We start from the raw sequence: 26,710 nt of genomic DNA, 5'->3' as shown, positions 1-26,710 counted from the left end.
ACAAAGATTTACACGCGGAAATTGCGCCCTTGAGCACGTTCTTCTAGATGGCGCTCAACGCTCTCGTGGCTAACCACTTTCTCGCCTTCCATGATGGCGTCTTTGAGGGCATCGAGACATGCCTTGACAATGTCAGCGTGAGACTCGCCGCGGCCAATTTGAGCCAGTCGCCGGAAGTCTATTTTCGGCGTCACGAACGTGCCGAGGCTGTTTTTGAGCAGAGCTTCAATCTGCTGCTCGTCGGGCGCTTCATAGTTGATGACGTCATCGAATCGGCGGAACAGAGCCGTGTCGAGGTCCTTCCCGTGATTCGTTGCTGCAATTAGAAGGCTGTCCGACGTGTCCTGCTCAATGAGTTGCAGAAACATGTTGAGCGTGCGTCGCATTTCGGCGACGTCATGCTGGCTGCCTCGCTGCAGACCTAGCGAGTCGAATTCGTCGAAAAAGTACACGCCGCGACTCGACTTCAACGCTTCAAAGACGAGACGCAGCTTGGACGCGCTCTCGCCCATGAACTTTGTTATCAGGCTATCGAACCGCGCAGTAAAGAGCGGGAGCCGGAGCTCGCCGGCGAGCGCCGCCGCAGTCATGGTTTTGCCAGTTCCCGGCGGGCCCACAAGCAGAAGCTTGCGCCTCGGGCTCAACCCATGAAGACGCAACTGCTCGTGGTGGCGCTGCTCACGCAGCACACGAGCAAGTTTCTGACGAACTCCATCGGACAGCACCATGTGCTGCAGGTGCTCCTCCGGATATTGAACCGCGAGCAGCTCAGCCAGCTCCCCCTTGGGTTGCGCAAGTGGAATAGGGCGGGCGGAAGTCTTTCCGCGCGCCCCAATTTTGAGCGTAGGTTTGCCAGCCTTGGCCGCATCGACGAGGTCGCGCAGTTCTGCCGCCAATTTCGTGTGCCCGCGGTGCGCTTCGTCCGCCGCCATCTGCATAGCCACCGCGAAGAAATGCTCGTGATTGTCACCAGCATAGGCGCGCAGTAATGCTTTTAGTTGGTCTGAACGGGCCATTTGAACCTCAGAAGTCTTGAGACGAAGTATAGGCTTCGAGCCGGCTGAAAGTTGCTATTATAGCAACCATGTTGCTACTACAGCATTTTTCCACGCATGTTTCCACCTCGCAGTCAGGGCGAACTCCTCCGTTGGGCCCGCGGCACAAATACGCAAGCCGATTTTGCCGCCACGACCGGTGTCAGCAAGTCAGCCCTCTCGCGGTACGAGAGAGAGCAACTCGGCGCACCTGTGTCGCTCATCAACTACTGCCTAGCTCGGATGGCCGAAGCGTTGAGCGAGCAATCCCACACCGAGAACGCTTTGGAGGGGGCGCTTGAGAACGCGAAGCGGACGGTGCTCCTGCTCGAAGGGCTCACTGGACGCTGAGAGAGCGGAAATTGGATACTGTATATATATACAGCTATTGGGGTTTTGCCAATATGGGAATGCGTCCAGGCACGACGCGTCGCACTTAGGCGCATCGGTCGGCCGCTTTGGCATGGACGGTCGGAGTTGCTAGCAGAGTGGAGTCTCTGAGACCAAGCGCCACGACGGACCGCTCTCGCTATATCCAAATAGGCGCCGGTCAGGCGAGATGGTCACTGTGACCCGAAAAAGGGTGCGACCACGGGGATTTGAAGCGTCTGCAGACTTTGGCGACAGGGAGGTCTTGTGGAAGACGTGTTTCGGCCGCAAAAGCGTCAAGAACAGGTTGTCTTGGCGCGACAACAACAGCTTAACTCCACAGCCTTTGCCGGGGTTAGGTGGTGGGCGTTGGATGGCTGAAAGGTCTGGAGGGTGGGGGCGCAGGCCGACAATGAGGCCGCGAACGTTCGCTCAATGGGGCGTCGCTCCTGTGGAATTTATGAAATCTGCAAGGCAATCGCAAAAAAGGGGCGCCGAAAAAAGCTCCGGCGCCCCTTTGACAACAGTTTCAGTTACGCCTTGTCAGGAAAGGCTTGGCGGCACAAAAGGCCCTCGTAACCAAACCTAAATCGAGTGTCCATAACCGGAATTAATGCAACTTAGCACGGTCACCCGCCCCAGCCGGCCTTTCACTCCACCGTCACCGACTTCGCCAGATTCCACGTTTTTGCCGGCGTCAGATAGGAGGGAATCAAGGGTCATCGCCGCGTGGTGTCTTTCGGCGGTGGTGAGCGCCGTGGGTCTATCTATAAGAAGCAGAAGCGCATTCGCTAGAGCAGCAAACCGAGCCACCCCGACTACGATGCTTTGGCGACCAACGAAGCCCCGGTGCTTGAGCCGGGCGATGCTGTCGCAGGCTGAATCGCTTTCAGTACATTGGCCTGAAGCACAGCCAAGTACCGCGGACTGGCGAAGGCAGCATAAGTCAAGCTGAAACGCCCCCTGATTGTTGCCGAGACTGAAAAAACGAGGGCCACCTCAACATTGCGGCCCTCGTTCCTGCGGCTGTGACGTTAGCTAGGTGCTGTAATGTGAGCTATCGGAGTGCATCCATCAATAAATATCTCAGTGGATGCTTCCCAAAATCTCACCTTATGGTTCCCGCTACAGCCTGGGTTAAACGTCAATATTCCCCGCCCGCAACGCATTGCTCTCAATAAACGCCCGCCGCGGCTCCACATCATCCCCCATGAGGGTAGTAAAGATCCCGTCCGCAGCAATCGCATCCTCGATCTGCACACGCAGCAGACGCCGCACTGCCGGATCCATCGTCGTTTCCCACAGCTGCTCGGGGTTCATCTCGCCGAGGCCCTTATAGCGTTGTTTTGAGACGTTGCGTTCAGCATCCGCCAGCAGCCACTTCATCGCGCTCTTGAAGTCCGCGACGGCCATGCTGCGCTCACCGCGCTTGATGACCGCACCTTCCCCAATCAGCCCCTTGAACGTATTCGCGGTCGTCACGAGCTGCTGATAATCTGCCGTGTGCTGGAATTCCTGGTCGATGACCGAAACCCGCACGTTGCCGTGATGCGTGCGCTCGACATGCAACGCACGTTGTTCGCGAACCGGGTCATACGAAGGCACCACACGCACTTCGTTCTTCAAAGCCTCGTCGTGCAACGCAGCGTGCAAAGCCTTAGCCGAAGCCTCGGTCGAAGCCTCGCTGGAGAGATCGATCACCACCCCATCCATGACCGCTTCCAGCGCGGCCGGGTCATACAACCGGCTCAACCGCTCGATCACGCTCTGCGACAGCAGATACGACCGCGCCAACTCCCCAAGCGCATCGCCCGAAATCGCCGCAGCATTCTCACCCGGCACGAGCTCCGACCCTTGCAGCGCCAACCGCAGCATATGCGCGTTGAGCTCCACGTCGTCCTTCAGATACCGCTCGTCCTTGCCCGCCTTGATCTTGTAAAGCGGCGGCTGCGCGATATACACGTACCCGCGCTCGATCATGTCCGGCATCTGGCGATACAGGAACGTGAGCAGCAGCGTCCGGATGTGCGCACCGTCGACGTCCGCGTCGGTCATGATGATGATGCGGTGATAGCGGAGCTTCTCGAGGTTGTAGTCTTCCTTGCCAATACCGCACCCAAGCGCGGTCACGAGCGTGACGATTTGTTCCGACGACAGCAGCTTGTCGTAGCGCGCCTTCTCGACGTTCAGCACCTTGCCGCGCAGCGGCAGGATCGCCTGGAACTTCCGGTCACGCCCTTGCTTCGCGGACCCACCTGCCGAGTCACCCTCGACGATGTAGATTTCGCACTTCGCCGGGTCTTTCTCCTGGCAGTCCGCGAGCTTGCCCGGCAAACCAACGCCGTCGAGCACACCCTTGCGTCGCGTCATCTCACGCGCCTTCCGCGCAGCATCCCGCGCCCGAGCAGCTTCGACGATCTTCCCGCAAATGATCTTCGCGTCGATCGGCGTTTCCAAAAGGAACTCTTCCAGCGCCTTCGCCACAACTTCCTCAACCGGCGCACGAACCTCGGAAGAAACCAGCTTGTCCTTCGTCTGCGAGCTGAACTTCGGCTCCGGCACCTTCACGGACAGCACGCACGACAGCCCTTCGCGCATGTCGTCGCCGGTCGTCTCGACCTTCGCCTTCTTCGCGATTTCGTTGTCGGTGATGTACTTGTTGATGACGCGCGTCATCGCGGCCCGCAGGCCGGTCAGGTGCGTGCCGCCGTCGCGCTGCGGAATGTTGTTCGTGAAGCACAGCACGTTTTCGTTGTAGCTGTCGTTCCACTGCATCGCGACTTCGACGCCCACGCCGTCCTTCTCGCCGTTCGCGAAGAACACCGTCGGGTGCAGGTTGGTCTTCGTCTTGTTGATGAACTCGACGAAGCCCTTCACCCCGCCGGCGAACGCGAAATCGTCTTCCTTGCCCGAACGCAGGTCCGTGAGACGAATCCGCACGCCGTTGTTCAGGAACGAAAGCTCACGCATCCGCTTCGCGAGGATGTCGTAGTGATACTCGACCGTGCCGAAAATCGTCGGATCGGCCATGAAATGCACTTCGGTGCCGCGGTTCTCGGTGTCGCCGGTCACGAGCATCGGCGACACTTCCACGCCGTCCACCACCTCGATCACGCGATCCTGCGCGACGCCGCGGTGGAACTCCATGAAACGCTTCTTGCCGTCGCGGCGCACGGTGAGGCGCAGCCAGCTCGACAGCGCGTTCACGCACGACACACCCACGCCGTGCAGGCCGCCCGACACCTTGTAGCTGTTCTGGTCGAACTTGCCGCCGGCGTGCAGCTCGGTCATCACGATTTCCGCCGCACTGCGCTTCGGCTCGTGCTTGTCGTTCATCTTCACGTCGGTCGGAATCCCGCGGCCGTTGTCGGTCACGGAAATCGAGTTGTCGGCGTGAATCGTCACGTGGATGTCGTTGCAGTACCCGGCCAGCGCTTCGTCGATCGAGTTGTCGAGCACCTCGAACACGAGGTGGTGCAGACCGGTGCCGTCCGACGTGTCGCCGATGTACATCCCGGGGCGCTTGCGCACCGCTTCCAGACCTTCGAGGATCTGGATCGACGAGGCGCCGTAGCTGCTGTTATCGGGTTGCGAATTGTGCTGTTCACTCATGGATATCTTCCGGTTCTGCGAGGCCACTCTAGTGGCGGCGCGGTGCGTTTCAGCGAAGGAAATCGCCGGGCCGCTCCAGTTTCCTGGCCCATCCACGGTGCCGGTCGGGCACCGAAAGGACGGGTTGTCGGTTCGCCATAAAAACGCCAAAGGGGCTTGCCGCCCCCTGGTGTGTGTCTTGATGTCGTGCGCGTCAGATGCGCATCGGCATCACGACATACTTGAACTCGTCGTTCTCGGGCACGGTAATCAGCGCGCTCGAGCTGGCGTCGCCGAGGCTCACCTGCACGGTGTCGACCTTCAGGTTCGCGAGCACGTCGAGCAGATACGTGACGTTGAAGCCGATGTCGACGGTATCGCCCTGGTAGGCGATTTCGAGTTCTTCCTGCGCCTCTTCCTGATCGGCGTTGGTCGACATGATCTTCAACTGGCCCGGCGCGATGATGCAGCGCACGCCCTTGAACTTGTCCGAGGTCAGGATCGCCGCGCGCTGCAGCGAACGCTGCAGTTCTTCACGGCCGATCTCGAACGTGTTCTTGTGCGCCTTCGGGATCACGCGCTGGAAGTCGGGGAACTTGCCCTCGACGAGTTTCGACACGAGCTCGACCTGGCCGAACGTGAACTTGGCCTGGGTTTGCGCGATGTCGATGGTGACGGTGTCGTCGATGTCCTCGAGCAGGCGCTGCAGCTCGAGAATCGTCTTGCGCGGCACGATGACTTCCTGGCGGCCGAACGTGCCGCCTTCGAGCTTCATCGACGAGAACGCGAGGCGGTGGCCGTCGGTGGCCACGGCCATCAGCTGGTCGCCGTCGACGACGAGCAGCATGCCGTTCAGGTAGTAGCGGATGTCCTGCTGCGCCATCGCGAAGTGCACCATGCCCAGCAGCTGGCGGAACGACTTCTGCGGGACGGTCAGCGTGGCGCCGAAATCCTTGGCCTGCGCAACGGTCGGGAACTCGTCGGCCGCGAGCGTCTGCAGTGCGAAGCGGCTCTTGCCCGATTGAACGGTGAGGCGCTTGTCGGCGAGCGACAGCGTGACCTGGCCGTCAGGCATCGCGCGCAGGATGTCGAGCAGCTTGCGGGCCGCGACGGTGGTCGCGATCTGGTCGCCGCCGACGCCGAAATCGGCGCGCGTGGTGATCTGCAGCTCCAGGTCGGTCGACAGGAATGAAACGTCCGGGCCGTTCTTGGTGATCAGCAGGTTGGCGAGGATCGGCAACGTATGGCGGCGTTCGACGATGCCGCTGACCGTTTGCAGCGGCCTGAGGAGGGTGTCTCGTTCGGTCTTGACCAGTTGCATAGAGTTCCTTCGTTGAGTAACGGCCTGCAGCGCAGCAGCCTCGCAGCGCCCCGCCGGCCGGGCTCTTGGCCCGCCACCACCGGGGCGGTCAAACCAGTATTGTGCCTCAAAACCGAACCGCCCCCCTTAAATTGGGGCGGAGGCCGAATTATCAAGCGCGGTGCGCGCGCTCAGCCCTTCAGCGTCTGTTCCAGCACGTGCAGCTCGTGGTTGAGCTGCGCGTCCTTGCTGCGCTCGTCGGCGATCTTGCGCACCGCGTGCAGCACGGTGGTGTGGTCGCGCCCGCCGAACAGCTCGCCGATTTCCGGCAGGCTCTTCTGCGTGAGTTCCTTCGCCAGGTACATCGCAATCTGCCGCGGCCGCGCGATGTTCGCGGGGCGCTTCTTCGAGTACATGTCGGCGACCTTGATGTTGTAGAAGTCGGCGACGGTCTTCTGGATGTTCTCGACCGAAATCTGCCGGTTCTGCACGGTCAGCAGGTCCTTCAGCGCTTCCTTGGTCAGCTCGATCGAGATCTCGCGGCCATGGAACTTCGAATACGCGAGGATCTTGCGCAGCGCGCCTTCGAGTTCGCGCACGTTCGAGCGCAGGTGCTTCGCGACGAAGAACGCGACGTCCTCCGACAGGTTCACGCCTTCCGACTGCGCCTTGCGCATCAGGATCGCGACGCGCATTTCCAGCTCGGGCGGCTCGATCGCGACGGTGAGGCCCGAGTCGAAGCGCGAGATCAGGCGATCGTCGATGCCCGAGATTTCCTTCGGATACGTGTCGCTGGTGATGATCACCTGCGCCTTGTTCGCGACGAGCGCCTCGAACGCGTAGAAGAATTCCTCTTGCGTGCGCGACTTGCCGGAGAAGAACTGGATATCGTCGATCAGCAGCAGGTCGAGCGAATGGTAGTAGCGCTTGAAGTCGTCGAACGCCTTGCGCTGGTACGCCTTCACCACGTCCGACACGTACTGTTCCGCATGGATGTAGCGGATTCGCGCGCCGGCCTTGTCGAGCAGCAGCTGGTTGCCGATCGCGTGGATCAGGTGGGTCTTGCCGAGGCCGACGCCGCCGTACAGGAACAGCGGGTTATACGAGATGCCCGGGTTGTCCGCGACCTGGATCGCGGCGGCGCGCGCGAGCTGATTGGCCTTGCCGGTCACGAAGTTGTCGAACGTGAGCACCGGGTTCAGCTTCGAGCGTTCGTACATCGAATCGGCTTCACCGCCGTTCGCGGGGGCCGCGCCGGGGCCCGGGCGCCACGTGCGGCGGCCGGCCGCCGCTTCGTGCGCGGGCAGGCTCGGCAGGTCGATGTCGGCGTCGTCGGCGTTCAGGTGATGCGCGGCGGCCGCCGACGGCGTCATCGGCACGTCGGCCGGCGCGCTGGGCGCGGCGGCGGCATTCGCGGTCAGGTTGGCGGCGATCGCGGCGACCGTCGCGGCCGGGCCGTTCGGGGTGAGCGGCGCGCGCGGGGCAGCCGGCGCGCTGCCGGCGGGCGCGCTGCGCATGCCGGCCTTCGGATCCAGGACGAACTGGACTTCGATCGGCGCGTTCCAGAAATCCCGGGCCAGATCGGAGATCCGTCCCGAAAACTGGCTCTTGACCCAGTCCAGCTTGAAACGGTTCGGCGCGGCGATGGACAGCGTGTTCGCCGACGCATCGAAGGCCACCGGGGCCAAGGGTTTGATCCACGTCACGTACTGCTGGGGCGTCAGCTCGCGCTCCAGCAGTGCGGAACAGTGTTGCCAGAAATCGTTCATCAAGTAACTGTCGTTTTTTGCGTGCACAGCGCGGCTCGCCGGCGCCCTTGTCGCGGTCGCGCAACAAGGCCCGAAGCGGTCGTGCGAGCGTGCCTCGGACGCCTGCGTCACAGTGTTGGAGGGGCAGGCGCGAGCCGAGGCGGCGTGCGGGATTCTTGGAGATAAGGCGAGATTCTAACGCCAAACGCGGCCACAGCGGGACTTATCCACAGGCTGTGTTTGTGAGGCGCGGGGCCGGATCGGAGCGGCCCGGCACAGGCGGGCGACTCGTAAAGTATTGACCATCAACGGAAAAACGGTTTAAATAGCGGGTTCCGCGAAAACCAATCCTGTATTCCCGGCGATTGCGTTCGCCCGAATGCCTCCGGTTAAGGGCACGCGGTCCCCTGAATTTCGACATTCTCGAACAAGTGAGAACATCATGAAACGTACTTACCAACCGTCCGTGACGCGCCGCAAGCGCACCCATGGCTTCCGTGTCCGCATGAAGACGGCAGGTGGCCGCAAGGTCATCAACGCTCGCCGCGCGAAGGGCCGCAAGCGCCTCGCCATCTAAGGCAGGTTGCGCGCTGTGTCCGCCGTCCGCAGTCCTGCGGAAGGTGCCGTCGAGCCGGGTGCGAATCCGTCGCAGACGAAAGCCGCCTTCCCGAAAGCTGCGCGACTTCTGAAAACGGATGAATTTTCATCCGTTTTTCGTTTGCGCCCCTGGCGGCGCTCCGCGCACTTCGTGATTTACGGCAAACCGACCGGTCAGCCTGCACGTCTGGGGCTCGTCATCGGCAAGAAGTATGCGCCGCGAGCGGTGACGCGTAACCTCGTGAAGCGGCTGGCGCGCGATCAGTTTCGCCTGCGCCGGGCCGAATTCGCCGGTTACGACCTGCTGCTGCGGCAGCACACGCGCTTCGACAAGAAAGCGCTGCCGAGCGCGGCTTCCGCCCCGCTCGCGGCGATGTGCGCGGCCGAGATCCGCGAACTGCTCGACAGGGCAGTCCGGGAAATCGCGCGCCGTGCGTCGAAGCCCGCGTCCGAGTGACGCATCCGTGCCCGGTGCGGCGTTCGCGCCTGCCCGGCCGGTTTTGACGCGGCGTCGTACGGCGCCGCCCAAGGTATGGAAACGGTACTGATCGCCTTGCTGCGCTTCTACAAGGTTGCCGTGAGCCCGATGCTCGGCAACCGTTGCCGTTTTTATCCTTCCTGTTCGGATTACGCGCGCGAGGCAATCCAGTATCATGGCGCCGCGCGCGGCACGTATCTCGCCGTCAGGCGCGTGTGCCGATGCCATCCGTTTTCCGCGGGCGGCATCGACCTCGTCCCGCCGCCCAACTCCGACACTCGCGCTCGCGGCGAAGCCGACGCGCGGTCCCATCGACTCTGAGACAACGCATGGATATCAAACGCACCGTCCTATGGGTGATCTTCTTCATGTCAGCTGTCATGCTGTACGACAACTGGCAGCGGTCCCATGGACGCCCGTCGATGTTCTTCCCGAGCGCCACGCAGACGGCCCCCGCGGCCGCGGCCGGCGGCGCATCGGGCACGGGCGCGACGACGACGACCGCAGGTGACGTGCCTGCCGCCGCGGCCGGCGCCGCACCGACGACGACGGCCCCGGCCGCGCAGGCGCAGCTCGTGAAGTTCTCGACCGACGTGTACGACGGCGAAATCGACACGCGCGGCGGCACGCTCGCGAAGCTGACGCTGAAGAAGCAGGGCGACGGCAAGCAGCCCGACCTGTACATCACGCTGTTCGACCACACGGCCGGCCACACGTATCTCGCGCGCACGGGCCTGCTCGGCGGCGATTTCCCGAACCACAACGACGTCTACACGCAGCTGAACCCCGGCTCGACGTCGCTGACGGGCGACCAGAACACGCTGAAGCTGTCGTTCGAGTCGCCGGTGAAGGGCGGCGTGAAGGTCGTGAAGACCTACACGTTCACGCGCGGCAGCTACGTGATCGGCGTCGACACCAAGATCGACAACGTCGGCACGGCGCCTGTCACGCCGACGGTCTACATGGAACTGGTGCGCGACAACACGGCCGTCGAAACGCCGATGTTCTCGCACACGTTCCTCGGGCCGGCGGTCTACACGGACGCGAAGCACTTCCAGAAGATCAACTTCAGCGACCTCGACAAGAACAAGGCCGACTTCGTGAACTCCGCCGACAACGGCTGGGTCGCGATGGTGCAGCACTACTTCGCGTCGGCGTGGATTCCGCAGCAGGGCGTGAAGCGCGACATCTACGCTGAAAAGATCGATCCGACGCTGTACCGCGTCGGCGTGAAGCAGCCGGTCGCCGCGATCGCGCCGGGCCAGTCGGCCGACGTGCAGGCGCGCCTGTTCGCCGGTCCGGAAGAAGAGCGCATGCTCGAAGGCATCGCGCCGGGTCTGGAGCTCGTGAAGGACTACGGCTGGGTGACGATCATCGCGAAGCCGCTGTTCTGGCTGCTCGAGAAGATCCACAGCTACGTCGGCAACTGGGGCTGGGCGATCGTGCTGCTGACGGTGCTGATCAAGGCCGTGTTCTTCCCGCTGTCGGCCGCGAGCTACAAGTCGATGGCGCGCATGAAGGAAATCACGCCGCGCATGCAGGCGCTGCGCGAACGCTTCAAGAGCGATCCGCAGAAGATGAATGCCGCGCTGATGGAGCTGTACAAGACCGAGAAGGTCAATCCGTTCGGCGGCTGCCTGCCGGTCGTGATCCAGATTCCGGTGTTCATCTCGCTGTACTGGGTGCTGCTCGCCTCGGTCGAAATGCGCGGCGCGCCGTGGATTCTGTGGATCCACGATCTGTCGCAGCGCGATCCGTTCTTCATCCTGCCGGTGCTGATGGCCGTGTCGATGTTCGTGCAGACGAGCCTGAACCCGACGCCGCCGGACCCCGTCCAGGCGAAGATGATGAAGTTCATGCCGATCGCGTTCTCGGTGATGTTCTTCTTCTTCCCGGCCGGCCTGGTGCTGTACTACGTCGTGAACAACGTGCTGTCGATCGCGCAGCAGTACTACATCACGCGCAAGCTCGGCGGCGTCAAGAAGAAGCCTGCCTGACGCCCGTGGCACGCGCGGGCGGCCAGCCGCCCGCGACGCACGCAAAAAAGCCGCATGGTTCATGACCATGCGGCTTTTTTGTTTCCCGACGGCGGCGGCGGCGCGCCGTTCCCGGTCAGGCTTTCTTCGCTTCGAGTTTCAGATCGCCGTAGAACTGCTCGACCAGCTCCTGCACGAGGTAGCGCTGATGCGGCGACAACGCCTCGATTTTCGACGCGAGTTCGATCGTCTCGGGCGTCGGCGGATAGCGCTCGTCGCGGGGCAGCGGTTGCGGCGTCGGGTGTTCGATCACGCTCGGCGACGGCCCGTAATGCAGCCAGTGCACTTCGACGCGCAACCATTCGGCGAGCGTTTCGAGTTTGTCCGATGTCGGAATCGTGCGCCCCGTCAGCCACTTGTGCGCGGTTTGCGGCGAAACGGGATGCGTTCCGCGGTGGCGCAGATTGAATCGATTCGCCAGCTCGGTCGCGCCGGTGACCTTCTCCGGGCTGCGCCGCAGGGCGAATTTCAGGCGTTCCGAGAACGCGGCTTTTTCTTCGGATGTCGGCATGGGGGAGATTGTGCAATTCCATCGACGCGTTTCAGACAACCATATGAGCTAAACGTATCTCTTTCGGACGAATCGCGACCTTCGCCGGATGGAGTGCGGAAATTTGGGGGCAAATCGTTGGGGCGCTCCAGCGGGCATACTCGTCCGAAACGATGGCAAAGTCATCGCGCTGGACTGATACTCGGCTTATCCCCGGCGGGATAAATTCGGGCGAGTTCGAATCCGGCACGGTGGCCGGTCGCGTGTGAGCCGGCACGCTACAATGCCGGCGTTCCGATGCCCGAACTGTTGTGCGGGCGCACCGTTTTCATCCTCATCCCCGATTCCCATGCTCGCTACCGACTCCGATCCGATCGTCGCCATCGCCACTGCTGCCGGCCGAGGGGGCATCGGGGTCGTCCGCGTATCGTTCGGGCGCGGCGGCGAGGCGGCCGCGCTGCCGCTGATCGACGCGTTGTGCGGGCAGAAGCTCGCGCCGCGCCATGCGAGCTACGTGCCGTTCCTCGACGAGCATGGCGCGCCGCTCGACCGCGGGATTGCGCTGTATTTCCCGGCGCCGCATTCGTACACCGGCGAGCACGTGCTCGAACTGCAGGGGCATGGCGGGCCGATCGTGATGCAACTGCTGCTGCAGCGTTGCCTGGATGCCGGGCGCGGTTTCGGGCTGCGGCTCGCGGAGCCGGGCGAGTTCACGCGCCGCGCGTTCCTGAACGACAAGCTCGACCTCGCGCAGGCCGAGGCCGTCGCCGACCTGATCGAGGCGAGCACGGAGGCCGCGGCGCGCTCGGCGGGGCGTTCGCTCGATGGGGCGTTCTCGCGGCAGATCCATGCGCTCGTCGACGACGTGATCACGTTGCGGATGCTGGTCGAGGCGACGCTCGATTTTCCGGAAGAGGAGATCGACTTCCTCGAGGCGGCCGACGCGCGCGGCAAGCTCGCGAGGATCCGCGCGCAGCTGGCGCATGTGCTCGGCGATGCACGGCAGGGGGCGCTGCTGCGCGAAGGGCTGTCGGTCGTGCTCGCGGGGCAGCCGAACGTCGGCAAGTCGTCGCTGCTGAATGCGCTGGCCGGCGCGGAGCTGGCGATCGTCACGCCGATCGCCGGGACGACGCGCGACAAGGTCGCGCAGACCATCCAGGTCGAGGGGATTCCGCTGCACATCATCGATACGGCCGGGCTGCGCGAGACCGAGGATGAAGTCGAGCGGATCGGCATCGCGCGCACGTGGAGCGAGATCGAGCGCGCGGATGTCGTGCTGCATCTGCTCGATTCGCGCACGGGAATGACGCCCGATGACGAAGTGATCGCGGCGCGCTTTCCCGGCGGCGTGCCGGTGGTGCGCGTGCTGAACAAGACGGACCTGACCGGCGTGCCGGCGTGCGTCGAGCATCCGGCGGCGGCGGGCGACCTGACCGAGGTACATCTGTCGGCGAAGCGCGGCGACGGCATCGACATGCTGCGCGCGGAACTGCTGCGGATCGCCGGGTGGGAGGCAGGGGCCGAAGGTGTGTACCTCGCGCGCGAGCGGCATCTGATCGCACTGCGGGCCGCGCAGGAACACCTGGCGCAGGCGGCGGATCACGCGGAGCAACGCGCTCAGTCGCTCGACCTGTTTGCCGAGGAGCTGCGGCTCGCGCAGGAGCAACTGAATTCGATTACCGGGGAGTTCACGTCGGATGATCTGCTGGGGGTGATTTTCAGCAGGTTCTGCATCGGGAAGTGAGCGGCCGCCTGGGACGAGACGGGCGGCTCTCTTGTCAGGCGATCTCGGTCGCCCTGTTGCTTACGACACTACGCTGCACGACCACCGTGCTTGCGCTCGTCGCGCCGATCGCTGGGCGAAAATCAAACCGTCGGCGCATCGATCACGACGGCACGTCGGCCGTTACGCGAGCGACGCGCCGGAATCCTCGCCTGCCTCAATCCCAATGACGATGATGGTGGTAATACCCGTCGCCGTAGTACCCACCGTCAGGCACCACGATACAGCCGCTCAGCAACACGGCGACGCCGGCAATCAGCAAAAGGGTCTTCTTCATCGCGTTCACCTGCTTGGGTTCGATATGAAGCCCAGCATAGCGAGCGCCATCAACACCGGCTGTAAGCGATCGTATCGCCGCTCCGCAATCCGTAACGGCGGATTATTCCGGTCACAATGACCGTAACAAATAGCCAAACAGCAGACGTTTTCAGGCGACGACGACCCGGTTTCGCCCCGTATCCTTCGCACGATACAGCGCGGCATCGGCGGCTTCGATCAACGCGTCGGTCGTCGACAGATCGTCGGCCGACACGGTCGCGCAACCGATGCTGACGCTCACGCGTCCGGCCGGCGAATCGGGCATCTCGAGGTTGAGCCGAAGCACGGCTTCGCGCGCTTCGTCGGCCACCACGCGCGCACCGCGCGCACCGGTGTTCGGCAGCACGATCGCGAACTCCTCGCCACCGTAACGCGCGACGATATCGGCGGGCCGCCGTACCGCGCCGGCCAGCGCATTCGCGACCGCGATCAGGCACGCATCGCCCTTCACGTGACCGAACGTGTCGTTGTAGGCCTTGAAGTGATCGACGTCGACCATCAGCAGCGACAGCGGTTCGCCCTGGCGCCGCGCCTGCAGGAACAGCGTGTGGAAATGGTCGTTGAAGTGGCTGCGGTTGAATGCGCCGGTGAGCCCGTCGCGCGCGGATGAGCGAACCAGCGTCGCATGCGCCTCGAACAGCTGTTGGTACAGCATCGTCACTTCCCACGCGAGCACGCAGACGAGCACGCCCGGCGTGAACATGCTGAACACGCGCGCGACGTACCAGCCGACCGTGAAGCGATTCGTCGTCAGCAGGTTCAGCGTCGTGTCGGTCAGGCACGCGAGCACCGCGATCGCGAGCCACAGGTCGAGCGTCGTGCGCAGCCGGCCGGTGGCGAGCACCGCGACGAGCGCGAGCGCATTGAGGAGCCACACGACGAGCGCGATGCCGTTGACGGGCAGCACGGCCGCGTCGCCGGGCGGATGGAACGCCGGCGGCAGCGACACGTTCAGCGCGAGCGCGCACAGCAGCGCCGCGGCGACGGCCGGCCCGCCGACGAGCGCGACCGTCCAGCGGCGCGTCTCGTGCTCGCCGACCGGTGCGCGCGTCAATCGCTCGCGCGCGAACAGTGCGGCCATCACGAAGCACGGGAAGCCGGCATGCCAGAAGATCCACATCCATGCGGCGCTTTGGGGGCGCGCGCCGAGCAGGCCGTGCGGCGCGAATACGCCGGGAAAGGTGAGCAGTTGCAGTGCGACGGCGAGCGCGGTGAACGCATAGGCGCCGCCGAGTGCGCCGAGCACGGGCTGGCGCGTGACGGTGAACTGCGCGCCGAGGAAGAACGCGGCGATGCTCGCGGTCGTGAACACGGTGAGCGCGCACATCGGCATGAACGGCTCGACGGCCGGTAGCGCGACATTCGCGTGCGGCGCGGCGATCCCGAGCGCGAGCAGGATGACGAGCGCCGTCAGCGCGCCGAACCAGAGCTGACGTCGCGTCGTGTGCTGGATCAGGATGCCTTCCATGGAGTCCCCCGGACACGCGTGCCCGCACCCGATCTTGCGCCGGGCGGCACGCCTCCCGGTCGCGGCGCGACCGGTGCGGCCCGATCCTATCGCGTTATCGGCATCCGCTCAAATGCCGAGCCCCGGGCCGAAGTTGCCGGCGACCCAGTGCGTGACGGCATCGACGTCCGCGTAGTCCTGTTCGGGCAGGCCGTCGAGCATCGACAGCACTTCGTTGCTGGCGCCGGCGTCGCGCGCGGCATCGACGATTGCATCCTTGTTCGCCGGGTAGCGGACGGCCGCCAGCACGTCGGCGATCTGCAGGTCGATCGTTTCGTGAGGGATATCGTGAGCAGGGGCAGCGGGCTTGTCGTTCACGTCGGCGTCTCACGGGTTGGGCGGGAATCGGGTCGAAGGGCTGGTGCAGCGCGCGTTACTTGGCTCGGGGCGTCCGGGCCGGCGCGTGCTGCGGAGCGAGGGTGAACCGGCTCAATGGCCGCGTCGCACGCGGCGCCACGGATGCTTCCAGTCGATATGCGGTGCGTTTTCGTCGCGTGGATGCTGGCGCCGGTGTTCTTGCCACAGTTCGTCGGAAAACAGCGCCGCGACGATGACGAGCGGCAGCACGAGGAATATTCCGAGTATGACTTGCTCGATCACGATAGCCTCCTTGCGGTGGCAGGAACCCTTGCTCCCATTCTAGGCTCTGAACCTCGCCCGCGTTCAATTTCTTACAGTGCGGAACGGGCCCGGACGCGGCCGTGCCGCGCGGGCGTTCCGCCCGTGCGCCGGCATCCAACAGGACACCAACATGCAACTCCAGAACGATACCCACACGCTCGCGCTGCGGCCGCTGGAGCGCCAGGACCTGCGCTTCGTCCACGAGCTGAACAACGACGCGAAGATCATGCGCTACTGGTTCGAGGAGCCGTACGAAACCTTCTCGGAACTGTCGCAACTGTACGACCGCCACGTGCACGACCAGCGCGAACGGCGGTTCGTCGCGGTCGATGCGCAACGCGAGCTGGTCGGCCTCGTCGAGCTGATCGAGCTCGACTACATCCACCGCCGCGGCGAGTTCCAGATCATCATCGCGCCGCAATGCCAGGGGCGCGGTTATGCAGGGCAGGCGACGCGCCTCGCGATCGAGTACGCCTTCAAGGTGCTGAACATGCGCAAGCTGTACCTGATCGTCGACACGTCGAATGCGGCGGCGATTCACGTGTACGAGAAATGCGGATTCCAGCACGAAGCCGAATTGAAGGAAGAATTTTTCGGAAACGGCGCGTATCACAACGCCTATCGCATGTGCATTTTCCAGCGCGATTATTTCGAACGCCCGCAATCCAGTCCGAATAAGGCAGGGTAAACACGCTGGCGAAAAACGCTTGCGACGGGACTTTCTCGGGTGCCGAATCCATGCGGGGAACTACGGATAAATACGGATTCGCTTATACCTGGCATTTTTCTTGTGTCGGGTAATGGCGATTCCGCGCTGCGGTAAAGTCGAATCGTTTCGGATGACTTTATGTGCGGCGCATCAAAATGATCGGGATCACGAAATGGATTATCCAAACCGTTCAATTGCCACCATGTAACTTGGATGAAAGCCTTGTCGGATAACGCTTTCCGCCCGGCGTGACGGGGCTGTCCGCCACGCGACAGGTGTTTTCCGCCGCATGCGCGCGCGAAAAACGGGCTGGGCACGGGGGTGCGACAATCCGCCGCTATTGCGGTCGCACAACAAATGTGCTTGCTATCGTTTGCCGGTCTTCTAAAGTGAAAAACGCGGGTTCACGATCATCTTTAAACGCATAGCTAACCCAAGCCTGGTGCCCGCAGCCTGGAGACAGAACATGATGAAGCGTACCGGTATCCTTTTTGCCCTCGTCGGCGCATTTTGCGCGGTGTCGATTGCCCAGGCCGGCGGCGATTCCGCCGTGAAGCCGAAGCAGGAAATCCAGTTGACGAAGAATGCGTGGGGCTGCCTGTCGAAAGACAATCTGGATTCCGTACTGAATCACGAGCGTGACGGCAAGTCGCAGGCGAAGCAGCAGTACTTCGACGACTTCCGTTGCCTGTCGGTGCCGGAAGGCCAGCGCTTCCGCGTGGTGTCGGTCGACCAGGGCGACGTGCAGTTCGTCAGCGCCGACAACAGCGACCAGCAAGGCCTCTGGACCGATTCGCGCTTCGTGAAGCAGTAACCGATCCATCCCCGCGCAGTCGCACGACGCGCGAGCGCGCCGGCCCGAGGTGCCGGCGGCGCGAACCGAATACGGCCCGGCTGATGCCGGGCCGTTGCGCTGTGGGGCACGCATGACACGCGCCGGGCGGCGCGCATTCGGTATCATCACGGCCCGACCGAACCGAATGCCCGCCCGGGCCGACTCCGCATGGCGCTGAAATCCACGATCTACAAAGCCGAACTGCAAATCGCCGACATGGATCGGCACTACTACGCCGATCACGCGCTGACGGTGGCGCGCCATCCGTCGGAAACCGACGACCGGATGATGGTGCGCATCGTCGCGTTCGCGCTGTTCGCGCACGAGCGGCTCGAATTCTGCAAGGGGCTGTCGGACGTCGACGAACCCGATCTGTGGCAGAAGGACCTGACGGGGGCGATCGACGTGTGGATCGAGGCCGGCCAGCCCGACGAACGGCGCATCTCGAAGGCGGCCGGCCGCGCCGGGCAGGTCACGGTGATCGCGTACGGCGGCAAGACCTCGGATATCTGGTGGCAGGGCGTGCGCAGCAAGGTCGAACGGCTGCGCAACGTGCAGGTGCTGTCGCTCGCCGACGGCGTCGCGAGCGCGCTCGGGCAGCTCGCGGAGCGCACGATGCGCCTGCAGTGCACGGTGCAGGACGGCGCGGCGTGGATCTCGAGCGCGGACCACGATCCCGTTGCGGTCGAATGGACGGTGCTGAAGGCGCGCGCGGACGCGTGACGGCCCGCATGCCGGCCGCGTTCAGCCGATCGCGGGCGGCGGCCCCTTGAATTCGACCATGTTGCCCTCGGGATCGAACAGGTAGATCGACGGCCCGTAGCCGCCGGCGCCGTAGCGGTCGGCCGGGGCGCCCGGGCGCGCGCCGTGCGCGGCGAAATGGGCGATCAATGCGTCGGGGTCGAACGGCTCGACGCGCAGGCACAGGTGATCCAGGTTGCGCCCGGTGCCGGGCGGCCCGCTGTCGGGGCGGTCGATCGGGCCGCCGACGGCCAGCAGGTCGATCAGCGCATCGCCGGCGCGCAACTGCACGAGGCCCAGATCGGGCTGTTCCTTTTCCACATGGCAGCCGACGGCGTCGCAGTAAAAGCGCGTCATCGCCGCCATGTCGGTCACGCGCAGCACGATGTGATCGATCCCGCGGATGGTGGGCTTCATGAACCGATACTCCTTCGCAGTCGACGAGCATCGAGTGTAGACGCATCGCGCCGGCGCCGCCGGCCGGAACACGGCACAATCGACAGACGAAAAAAAGCCCGTTCACGCAGTGCGGAACGGGCTTAATCCATATCAGGAGGAGACATGGAGGAGACAGTTCCAACTATACACACGGCGATGGTGCGACGCAATATTCCGTTTGCAAAAAAACGTCAGGACGGCGATTTGTCGCATCCGCACTGCAGCAAAATGGTGACGGGACGATGACGAAAACCGCGCCGGAGCAGCCGTTTCGGGTGTTTTGTCGGATGGATGGCCGACCGATGTGTCCCCGGTTCGGCGGCGCGAATCACAGAGCAAGATTCAGGGCGCGACGGCAGGTGCCGATGTCTAGAGTAGGCACCATCTACACTAGAGCGTGCGAGGTTCAGATGAAAACTGCCTATCCGACCGACGATGCCCGCTGGGGCGCCGTGACCAAGCGCGATCCGCATGCGGACGGCGCGTTCTTCTATGCCGTGAGCACGACCGGCGTGTTCTGCCGTCCGACTTGCGCGTCGCGGCTGCCGCGCCGCGAGAACGTGTCGTTCTTCGCCGATCCGGCGGCCGCGCGCGCGGCCGGCTTCCGGCCCTGCAAGCGCTGTCAGCCGGAAGGGCTGCCGCGCGAGCTCGAGATCGTCAATCGCGCGTGCGCGGTGCTCGACGCGCATGCCGAGCGGCTCACGCTGCAGCAACTGAGCGATGCCGTGCACGTGAGCCCGTTCCACCTGCAGCGGCTCTTCAAGCGCGTGGTCGGCGTGTCGCCGCGGCAGTACCAGGCCGCGCAGCGCGGCGCCGCGTTGCGGCAGGCGCTGCAAAGCGGGCAGCCGGTCACGCAGGCGGCCGTCGATGCGGGTTTCAACTCGCCGTCGCGGCTCTATGCGTCGGTGCCGCGCGAGCTCGGGATGGCGCCGTCCGCGTTCCGCCGCCAGGGCGCCGGCCTGACGATCGACTATGCGACCGCGTCGACGTCGCTCGGCACCGTGCTCGTCGCCGCGACCGGACAGGGCATCTGCCGGATCGCGTTCGGCGACGAACCGGCGGCGCTCGTCGGCGAGCTGAAGGACGCCTTTGCCCGCGCCGAGCTGGTCGAGGCGTCCGCCCGGCTCGCGCCATTCGTCGCGCAGATCCGCGCATACCTGGACGGCACGCGGCACGCATTCGACCTGCCGCTCGACATCGCGCCGACCGCATTTCAGCAGCGCGTGTGGGAAGCGCTCACGCATATTCCGTACGGCGAGACGCGCAGCTACTCCGAGATTGCCGAGGCGCTCGGCTCGCCGCGCGCGGTGCGGGCGGTCGCCTCCGCGTGCGCGTCGAATCCGGTCGCGCTCGCGATCCCGTGCCATCGCGTCGTGCAAAAGGGCGGCGCGCTGGCAGGATATCGCTGGGGCGTGCGCCGCAAGGCGACGCTGCTCGCATCCGAGGCGCGTCATATCCACCCCGATGAAGCCGACGCCGTGACGGAGGGCAGTGCGGTTTGAGCATCGAAACGACAACGATCACGTCCATCGCGAACGGCGGCCACGTGCCGCCGTCCGCGCAAATGACGCTGCGCTACCAGGCGCCGTACGACTGGGCGCGCGTGCTGCGCTTCTTCAGCGGGCGCGCGATTCCGGGCGTCGAACAGGTCGCGGACGGCGCGTATCGCCGCATCGTCGACCTGCACGGCGATGCGGGCCGGCTCACCGTCACGAAACATCCGCGCAAGCATTGCCTGATCGCGACCGTCGAAGGGGCCGCCGCGCGTCATGTCGACGAGGCGTTCGCCGCGCGCGTCGCGACGATGTTCGACCTCGGCGCCGATCCGGCCGCGATCGGCGGCGGGCTCGGGCGCGATCCGTGGTTCGCGCCGCTCGTCGAGGCCGCGCCGGGGTTGCGCGTGCCGGGTGCGTGGTCCGGGTTCGAACTGGCCGTGCGCGCCATCGTCGGCCAGCAGGTGAGCGTGAAGGCCGCGACGACGATCGTCGGCCGGCTCGTCGAACGGGCGGGCGAGCGCGTGGTGCATGACGACGACGGCGCACCCGCGTGGCGTTTCCCGACGCCCGACGCGCTGGCCGCGTGCGATCTCGACAAGATCGGGATGCCCGGCAAGCGGGTGGCGGCGCTGACGGGCGTGGCGCGCGCGGTGGCGGCCGGCGACGTGCCGGTCGATCGCGCGCATGCCGATCTCGCGACGCTGCGCAGCGCGTGGCTCGATCTGCCGGGCATCGGTCCGTGGACCGTCGAATACATCGCGATGCGCGCGTGGCGCGACCCGGATGCGTGGCCGGCCTCCGATCTCGTGCTGATGCAGTCGATCGCCGCGCGCGATCCGGCGCTCGACCGGCTCGCCAGCCAGAAACGCCGCACCGAAGGCTGGCGGCCGTGGCGCGCGTATGCGGCGCTGCATCTGTGGAACGAGGTGGCCGACCGGGCGGGCGGCGCGCGCGGCGGGTGATCGCGGCGCACCGCGGTCGGGTGCGACCGCAAGAAGGCGGCGCCGCAACCCGCTGCGCACGCGGTGCCGGCATGCGGCGAGTGCCGGCGTGACGCGGCCCGTGATGGCGATTCCACGCATCCGGCATCGGCCGGATGTCGCGCGTGCGGATGCCTGCGCACGCGTCGTTTCCCGATCCATTCAGCGGCACGGTTGCACCTGCCGCCACCCGTTCGTCGTTCTCGTTCCGTCCGACGAATGGCGGTGACCGGTGTGCGGATCGGCTTCGTCGCGAACGGGTGACACGGGCCCGGACTGCCGCGCCGGCCCCTCCGATGGCCCGCTCAGGCCCGTGTGCCGTGCCCGGCGCCACCTCAAGCGCGTGTTCCGGCGAGATGTTAAAGTGCCCGCTACCAACGAAGCGACCAACAATCCAGCCGGCCGCGCGCGGCGTTCTGCGCGCGGCCGTCACGCACTTGCGTCTCCATGTCGAACACCATGACTCACCGCCAGTCCGAACTGCTGCTGAAACGCCTCGACGCGCTGAGCTCGGGCCCGACGCGGCAGCATCTGCCCGACGGCCTGCGCGGCATCGAGAAGGAAAGCCTGCGCGTGACGCGCGACGGCATGATCGCGTTCACGCCGCATCCGCGCGCGCTCGGTTCGGCGCTCACGCATCCGGCGCTGACGACCGACTATTCCGAAGCGCTGATCGAGCTGATCACGCCCGCCGAGCGCGATGCCGCCATCACGCTCGAACGCCTCGACGACCTGCATCGCTACGTCTATGCGTCGCTCGGCGACGAGCTGCTGTGGAACGACTCGATGCCGGGCCTGCTGCCGGCCGACGACCAGATTCCGATCGCCAACTACGGCACGTCGAACATCGGCCGCCTGAAGACGGTGTACCGGCGCGGCCTCGCGTATCGCTACGGCCGCACGATGCAGTGCATCGCCGGCATCCACTACAACTACTCGCTGCACGAGGAGGTGTGGCGGCGCCTGCATGCGGAAGAAGGCTCGACGGCCACGCTCGTCGATTACCAGTCGGAGCGCTATCTCGCGCAGATCCGCAACTTCCGCCGCCGCAGCTGGTTGCTGATGTACCTGTTCGGCGCATCGCCGGTGCTCGACACGAAGTTCCTGCGCGGCAAGCCGCACAAGCTCGACACGTTCGACGCCGACACGCTGTACCTGCCGTATGCGACGAGCCTGCGGATGAGCGATCTCGGCTACTCGAACACGACGGCCCAGGCCGCGCTGCACGTCGACTACAACACGCTGCCCGGTTATCTCGACGCGCTGTCGAAGGCCGTGAGCGAGCCGTATCCGGCATACGAGGCGATCGGCACGCATCGCGACGGCGAGTGGATCCAGATCAACACGAACGTGCTGCAGATCGAGAACGAGTTCTACTCGACGATCCGCCCGAAGCGCGTCACGTACTCGGGCGAGCGGCCGCTGCATGCGCTCGCGTCGCGCGGCGTGCAGTACATCGAAGTGCGTTGCCTCGACATCGATCCGTTCGAGCCGACCGGCATCGCGCTGGAAACCACGCGCTTCATCGACGCATTCCTGCTCGCGTGCGCGCTGGACGACAGTGCGCCGCTCGACTGCGATGCGTACAAGGAAGCGAACGCGAACTTCGGCAGCGTGACGATGGAAGGCCGCAAGCCGGGGCTCGCGCTCACGCGCGACGGCCAGTCGATCTCGCTGCGGCAGTGGGCCGACGCGCTGATGGCCGATATCGAAACCGTCGGCCGCCGCCTCGACGAGATCCGCGGCGGCGACGAGCACGCACGCGCGATTGCCGCGCAGCGCGAGAAGCTCGCCGATCCGGAACGCACGCCGTCCGCGCGCGTGCTGCGCACGATGCGCGACAACGGCCAGTCGTTCCTCGCGTTTGCGCTCGCGCAGAGCGAAGCGCATGCCGCGCATTTCCGCGCCCGTCCGCCGTCGGCGGATACGCTGCACGCCGAGCAGGCGCTCGCCGCGAAGTCGCTGGCCGAGCAGGCCGAACTCGAAGCGAAGGAGGCCGGATCGTTCGATGCGTTCGTCGCGGCCTATCGCGCCTATACGCTGAACCGCTTCAGCGTCTGACGGTCGCGCGGGCGGCCGGCGCAGCGCGCGCCGCGCCGCCGCGGCGCGATCGTCCGGTTCCTTCCGTCATCGGATCAGTGATGCGCGTACGTGCCGCGATCGATCGCGTGCGGCAGCGCCGGCTTGCCTGATTCCCCGTTCGCCCGGCCGTCGCTGCCGTGACCCGTATCGCCGCCGCGCGCCCGCGCGGCACGCTGCATGATCGCCTGCATGTGCTCCGGAAAGTCGGGACTGCTTGCGAGACTCGTCCGGTAGCCGGCGGCCTGCAATTCAACGAGTTCCTGGCGGACCTGCGCGCGCGTCACCGTCGATGCCGCCTGCGCATGGGCGGCGACGGCCGCGCCGATCAGCAGGAAGGCGCATGCCGCGTGTTGGATCGTCTTCATCGTGTCTGCTCCGAGAGGTTCCGGTGCCGCGCCGTTTCTGGCCCGGCCGGAATCGATGCAGCCAGTCTAGGCGTCGGATGCCGGACGAAACATCCTCGTTGCCGTCAGTCACCTTTGCCGCGCGCGCAACATTGCGCGGTCGACCGCATGACCAGGCTTCCTGTCGAACGCGACAGCCACCCGCCATCCGCCGGTCATCTGGCGGCGCAACGGCCGTATCGGGTCGTCACGCATCGGGCTTGTCCCCCTTGTACAAGCGCCGCGCGCCTCCTAACCTCTTTTAAGCGACCGATCGGTTGGCCATGCAACGTCGTTGCGTGCGCAAGCGCCCGATCGTGGTCGTGACCACAGGACATCGCCTTGTACCGAACCCGGGGCATCGACACGCCAACCCGGGTCGTCAGCGCAAGGCATGGGACCCGAGTAAGCGCTAAAGCGCCAACTCGGGTCGACATCTGGAGACACGATGAACCCGACCGACGCCCTACCGCCCGGCATCGTCTTCGCGCAGCCGCTGACGCCCGTCGCCCACTCGCTGCTGCTGTCGTTTCTCGTCGCCGCGATCCCGATCGCCGTCGCGCTGATCGCGCTCGGCGTGCTGCGCCGCCCGGCGTGGCAGGCGTCGCTCGCCGGGCTCGTCGCGGGCCTCGCGGTCGCGATCGGCGCGTGGGGCATGCCGGCCGGGCTGGCGTTCAACGCGGTCGGCGCCGGCATGGCGCTCGCGGTCGTGCCGGTGATGTGGATCGTCTTCAACGCGCTGCTGCTGTACAACATCGCGGTGAAGTCGGGCCGCTTCGACCAGTTCCGGCAGTGGATGCTCGACAACCTGCCCGACGACCGCCGCCTCGTGCTGCTCGTCGTCGCGTTCTCGTTCGGGTGCCTGCTCGAAGGGATCTCCGGATTCGGCACGCCGGTCGCGATCACGAGCGCGCTGCTGATCGCATTGGGTTTCCCCGCGCTCGAAGCGCTCACCTATACGCTGCTGTTCAACACGGCGCCGGTCGCGTTCGGCGCGCTCGGCGTGCCGATCACCGTGCTCGGCGCGGTCACGTCGCTGCCGCCCGCGACGCTCGCGCAGATGGTCGGCCGCCAGCTGCCGTTCTTCGCGCTGCTGCTGCCGTTCTACGTGGTCGGCGCGTACGGCGGGCTGCGCTCGATTTCGAAGCTGTGGCCGGCGCTGCTCGTGTCGGGCGGCAGTTTCGCGCTCGCGCAGTTCGTCACGTCGAACTTCCTCGGCTACCAGCTCACCGACGTGCTGTCGTCGCTCACGTCGCTGATCGTGACGATCGGCTTCCTGCAGGTGTGGAAGCCGCAGCCCGATCCGCAATACGCGCTCGCGCGCAGCGTGCCGGCGGCGGCCGGCGCCGCGCGCGCGGGCTTCGGCGGCTGGCTGCCGTGGCTCGTCGTGTCGGTGGTCGTGATCGTGTGGGTGCACGCGAACATCGCGGCGATCGGCGACGTGAAGATCAAGTGGCCGGGCCTGCACAACGCGGTGTTCGTGTCGCTGTATCACAAGCCGTATGCGGCGATCTGGGACTTCCAGCCGCTCGGCACGGGTACCGCGATCCTGGTGTCGGCGCTCATCACGGCCGCGCTGACGCGCACCGGCCCCGGGGCGTTCGTCGAATGCGTGGTGAAGACGTGGCGGCAGACCTGGATCGCGATCGTCACGGTGATGATGATCGTCGGCCTCGCCTACCTGCTGAACTACTCGGGCATCAGCTACACGCTCGGCACCGGCGTCGCGTCGACGGGCGCGTTGTTCCCGCTGGTGTCCGCGTCGCTCGGCTGGATCGCCGTGTTCCTGTCGGGCAGCGACACGTCGGGCAACGCGCTGTTCGGCAACCTGCAGGTCGTGGCCGCCCGGCAGCTGGGCCTCGATCCGGTGCTGATGGCCGCGACCAACTCGTCGGGCGGCGTGATGGGCAAGATGATCTCGCCGCAGAACATCGCGACGGGCGTGTCGACGACGGACCTGAAAGGGCAGGAAGGTGTCGTGTTTGCGCGCACCTTCTGGCACAGCGTGATTCTCACGCTGCTGCTCGGCGTGCTGGTGTTCCTGCAGCAGCACGTGCTGACGTGGATGATTCCGGCACTGCCGAAATGAGGTGAGCGCAACGACGGAAGGAAGGCACGAGGCAACACGAGGGAAGGCGCGGGAACAGCGCCGGTCAAGTGCGGAACCGGCGAGCGCGCGGCAGCTCAGCGCGCGTTCGCCCGCCGCGCCGTGCGTCCGGTTTCGTCCGCCGCGGCCGGCTTGCCGCCGTCCGGCAGGATGCACGCGAGGAACGCGTCGATCGCCGGGCTCTGGCGGCGCGCCTTCAGGTAGTACACGTATTCGTCGATCGTCGTTTCGGCGCCGCGCAGCGCGATCACGCGCAGGTCAGGATGGCGTTCGGCCTCGCCGAGCGGAAACAGGCTGCCGCCCACGCCGTGCAGGATCGCCTCGCGGATCGCTTCGCGGCTGCCGATCTCGGCAACCGACACGGCCGCGACACCGGCCGCCGCCAGGATCGTCTCCGTGCAGCGGCGCGTGACCGAACCTTCCTCGCGGATCAGCAGCCGCACGTCGGCGAGTCGAGCCGGATCGATCGCATCGAACCGCGCGAGCGGATGGTTGCGGTGCACGACGAGCACGAGCGGATCGGTCGAGATCACCTTGCGTTCGAGGCCGTCGGCATCGTTGCGCTGCGACGAGACGGCGAGGTCGATGCGGAATTCCTGCAGCGCCTGCAGGATTTCATCGGAGTTGCCGATCCGGCACGTGAGCGCGATCGACGGATGCGCGTGCGAGAAGCGGCCGACCGCATCCATGATGTAGTACGGGCCCGTTGCGCCGATCCGCAGGTGGCCTTCGAACAGGCCGCCGACGTTGCGCAGCATGATGTCGGCCTGCGCCTCGAGCGCGATCATCCGCTCGACGAGCGGCAGCAGCTCGATGCCGGTCTCGGTCACCTCGAGCTTGCGGCCGCTGCGGTAGAACAGCTCGACGCCGTACACCTGCTCGACCTGCCGGATCTGCGCGGCGATCGTCGGCTGGCTCACGCCCAGATGGCGCGCGGCTCGCGTGATGCTGCCCTGCCGGACGGTCGCGTGGAACGCCTTCAGCTGATCGAACACGACTCGGCTTCTCCCCCCTCTTCATCGCGCGTCAGCGTAGCGCACGCGTGTGTCGGCCGCATGAAAGGCGCG

At 65.4% G+C, this 26,710-nt stretch carries 23 protein-coding genes; 12 read left to right on the top strand and 11 right to left on the bottom strand.

Features of this window, described 5'->3' with window-relative positions:
- Positions 1-8: 8 nt before the first annotated feature.
- The 4 genes from VXM69_RS19015 to dnaA form a co-directional block, all read right to left on the bottom strand.
- Positions 9-1,016, bottom strand: a complete 1,008-nt coding sequence (locus VXM69_RS19015) for an AAA family ATPase (protein WP_367190020.1) — start codon at positions 1,014-1,016, stop codon at positions 9-11.
- Positions 1,017-2,540: 1,524 nt separating this feature from the next.
- Entirely contained in the window at positions 2,541-5,015 is a 2,475-nt protein-coding gene (gene gyrB / locus VXM69_RS19010) for a DNA topoisomerase (ATP-hydrolyzing) subunit B (protein WP_367190193.1), read from the bottom strand.
- Positions 5,016-5,208: 193 nt separating this feature from the next.
- Positions 5,209-6,315, bottom strand: a complete 1,107-nt coding sequence (dnaN, locus tag VXM69_RS19005; RefSeq protein ID WP_006490996.1) for a DNA polymerase III subunit beta — start codon at positions 6,313-6,315, stop codon at positions 5,209-5,211.
- A gap of 170 nt (positions 6,316-6,485) precedes the next feature.
- Positions 6,486-8,063 carry a chromosomal replication initiator protein DnaA gene (dnaA, locus tag VXM69_RS19000; protein WP_034190190.1) on the bottom strand — a complete coding sequence of 526 codons (1,578 nt, stop codon included), beginning with the start codon at positions 8,061-8,063 and terminating at the stop codon, positions 6,486-6,488.
- A 421-nt stretch (positions 8,064-8,484) separates the two neighbouring features.
- Here dnaA and rpmH point away from each other — a divergent pair, with 421 nt between their 5' ends.
- From rpmH to yidC, 4 genes are all read left to right on the top strand, one after another.
- Positions 8,485-8,619 carry a 50S ribosomal protein L34 gene (gene rpmH / locus VXM69_RS18995; protein WP_004198824.1) on the top strand — a complete coding sequence of 45 codons (135 nt, stop codon included), beginning with the start codon at positions 8,485-8,487 and terminating at the stop codon, positions 8,617-8,619.
- Positions 8,620-8,634: 15 nt separating this feature from the next.
- The gene (rnpA, locus tag VXM69_RS18990) at positions 8,635-9,096 is read left to right on the top strand and encodes a ribonuclease P protein component (protein WP_006489941.1); all 462 of its coding nucleotides are present in this window, start codon (positions 8,635-8,637) and stop codon (positions 9,094-9,096) included.
- 75 nt (positions 9,097-9,171) lie between these two features.
- Positions 9,172-9,438, top strand: a complete 267-nt coding sequence (yidD, locus tag VXM69_RS18985) for a membrane protein insertion efficiency factor YidD (RefSeq protein ID WP_006750110.1) — start codon at positions 9,172-9,174, stop codon at positions 9,436-9,438.
- 8 nt (positions 9,439-9,446) lie between these two features.
- Positions 9,447-11,114 carry a membrane protein insertase YidC gene (gene yidC / locus VXM69_RS18980; protein WP_367190018.1) on the top strand — a complete coding sequence of 556 codons (1,668 nt, stop codon included), beginning with the start codon at positions 9,447-9,449 and terminating at the stop codon, positions 11,112-11,114.
- A gap of 115 nt (positions 11,115-11,229) precedes the next feature.
- Here yidC and VXM69_RS18975 read toward each other — a convergent pair whose 3' ends face one another.
- On the bottom strand, positions 11,230-11,664 hold the full coding sequence (locus VXM69_RS18975) for a transcriptional regulator (protein ID WP_034190192.1): 435 nt from the start codon (positions 11,662-11,664) through the stop codon (positions 11,230-11,232).
- 328 nt (positions 11,665-11,992) lie between these two features.
- On the opposite strand from VXM69_RS18975, the gene mnmE reads away from it, so the two are divergent.
- Positions 11,993-13,387: a tRNA uridine-5-carboxymethylaminomethyl(34) synthesis GTPase MnmE gene (gene mnmE, locus VXM69_RS18970; RefSeq protein WP_301743053.1), complete on the top strand. Its 1,395-nt coding sequence runs from the start codon at positions 11,993-11,995 to the stop codon at positions 13,385-13,387.
- 466 nt (positions 13,388-13,853) lie between these two features.
- Here the strand turns inward: mnmE and VXM69_RS18965 are convergent, their stop codons facing one another.
- From VXM69_RS18965 to VXM69_RS18955, 3 genes are all read right to left on the bottom strand, one after another.
- The gene (locus VXM69_RS18965; protein WP_034190194.1) at positions 13,854-15,212 is read right to left on the bottom strand and encodes a sensor domain-containing diguanylate cyclase; all 1,359 of its coding nucleotides are present in this window, start codon (positions 15,210-15,212) and stop codon (positions 13,854-13,856) included.
- 108 nt (positions 15,213-15,320) lie between these two features.
- Positions 15,321-15,569, bottom strand: coding sequence for a DUF2795 domain-containing protein (locus VXM69_RS18960; protein WP_049029761.1), 249 nt, complete (start codon positions 15,567-15,569; stop codon positions 15,321-15,323).
- A gap of 111 nt (positions 15,570-15,680) precedes the next feature.
- Positions 15,681-15,851: a hypothetical protein gene (locus tag VXM69_RS18955; RefSeq protein WP_006489933.1), complete on the bottom strand. Its 171-nt coding sequence runs from the start codon at positions 15,849-15,851 to the stop codon at positions 15,681-15,683.
- A gap of 151 nt (positions 15,852-16,002) precedes the next feature.
- Between VXM69_RS18955 and speG the strand changes: the two genes are divergently transcribed.
- From speG to VXM69_RS18940, 3 genes are all read left to right on the top strand, one after another.
- Positions 16,003-16,560 (top strand): spermidine N1-acetyltransferase, encoded by a 558-nt coding sequence (gene speG / locus VXM69_RS18950; RefSeq protein ID WP_049029762.1) that lies wholly within the window; start codon positions 16,003-16,005, stop codon positions 16,558-16,560.
- Between the two features lie 487 nt (positions 16,561-17,047).
- Positions 17,048-17,395, top strand: a complete 348-nt coding sequence (gene sap1, locus VXM69_RS18945; protein WP_034190197.1) for a surface attachment protein Sap1 — start codon at positions 17,048-17,050, stop codon at positions 17,393-17,395.
- Positions 17,396-17,584: 189 nt separating this feature from the next.
- The gene (locus VXM69_RS18940; protein ID WP_034190198.1) at positions 17,585-18,139 is read left to right on the top strand and encodes a YaeQ family protein; all 555 of its coding nucleotides are present in this window, start codon (positions 17,585-17,587) and stop codon (positions 18,137-18,139) included.
- Between the two features lie 21 nt (positions 18,140-18,160).
- Here the strand turns inward: VXM69_RS18940 and VXM69_RS18935 are convergent, their stop codons facing one another.
- On the bottom strand, positions 18,161-18,574 hold the full coding sequence (locus tag VXM69_RS18935) for a VOC family protein (protein WP_059561439.1): 414 nt from the start codon (positions 18,572-18,574) through the stop codon (positions 18,161-18,163).
- 431 nt (positions 18,575-19,005) lie between these two features.
- Here VXM69_RS18935 and ada point away from each other — a divergent pair, with 431 nt between their 5' ends.
- The 3 genes from ada to gshA all read left to right on the top strand — a co-directional run bounded on the left by ada (position 19,006) and on the right by gshA (position 23,132).
- The gene (gene ada / locus VXM69_RS18930) at positions 19,006-20,097 is read left to right on the top strand and encodes a bifunctional DNA-binding transcriptional regulator/O6-methylguanine-DNA methyltransferase Ada (RefSeq protein ID WP_367190016.1); all 1,092 of its coding nucleotides are present in this window, start codon (positions 19,006-19,008) and stop codon (positions 20,095-20,097) included.
- Positions 20,094-21,053, top strand: coding sequence for a DNA-3-methyladenine glycosylase (locus VXM69_RS18925; RefSeq protein ID WP_301743054.1), 960 nt, complete (start codon positions 20,094-20,096; stop codon positions 21,051-21,053). The genes ada and VXM69_RS18925 overlap by 4 nt, the downstream gene beginning before the upstream one ends.
- A gap of 465 nt (positions 21,054-21,518) precedes the next feature.
- A complete protein-coding gene (gene gshA / locus VXM69_RS18920; protein WP_301743055.1) occupies positions 21,519-23,132 on the top strand; it encodes a glutamate--cysteine ligase in 1,614 nt (537 codons plus the stop codon).
- A gap of 74 nt (positions 23,133-23,206) precedes the next feature.
- Here the strand turns inward: gshA and VXM69_RS18915 are convergent, their stop codons facing one another.
- Positions 23,207-23,518, bottom strand: coding sequence for a DUF4148 domain-containing protein (locus VXM69_RS18915; RefSeq protein ID WP_034190203.1), 312 nt, complete (start codon positions 23,516-23,518; stop codon positions 23,207-23,209).
- Positions 23,519-23,984: 466 nt separating this feature from the next.
- On the opposite strand from VXM69_RS18915, the gene VXM69_RS18910 reads away from it, so the two are divergent.
- Positions 23,985-25,625: an L-lactate permease gene (locus VXM69_RS18910; protein ID WP_034190204.1), complete on the top strand. Its 1,641-nt coding sequence runs from the start codon at positions 23,985-23,987 to the stop codon at positions 25,623-25,625.
- 95 nt (positions 25,626-25,720) lie between these two features.
- Here the strand turns inward: VXM69_RS18910 and VXM69_RS18905 are convergent, their stop codons facing one another.
- Positions 25,721-26,638: a LysR family transcriptional regulator gene (locus tag VXM69_RS18905; RefSeq protein ID WP_367190015.1), complete on the bottom strand. Its 918-nt coding sequence runs from the start codon at positions 26,636-26,638 to the stop codon at positions 25,721-25,723.
- Positions 26,639-26,710: the final 72 nt, after the last annotated feature.

It is taken from the genome of Burkholderia sp. Ed8, assembly GCF_040761425.1.
Lineage (GTDB): Bacteria > Pseudomonadota > Gammaproteobacteria > Burkholderiales > Burkholderiaceae > Burkholderia > Burkholderia seminalis.
The sequence above is the reverse complement of the archived record's forward strand: the minus strand, read 5'-3'. Positions and strand labels throughout refer to the sequence as shown.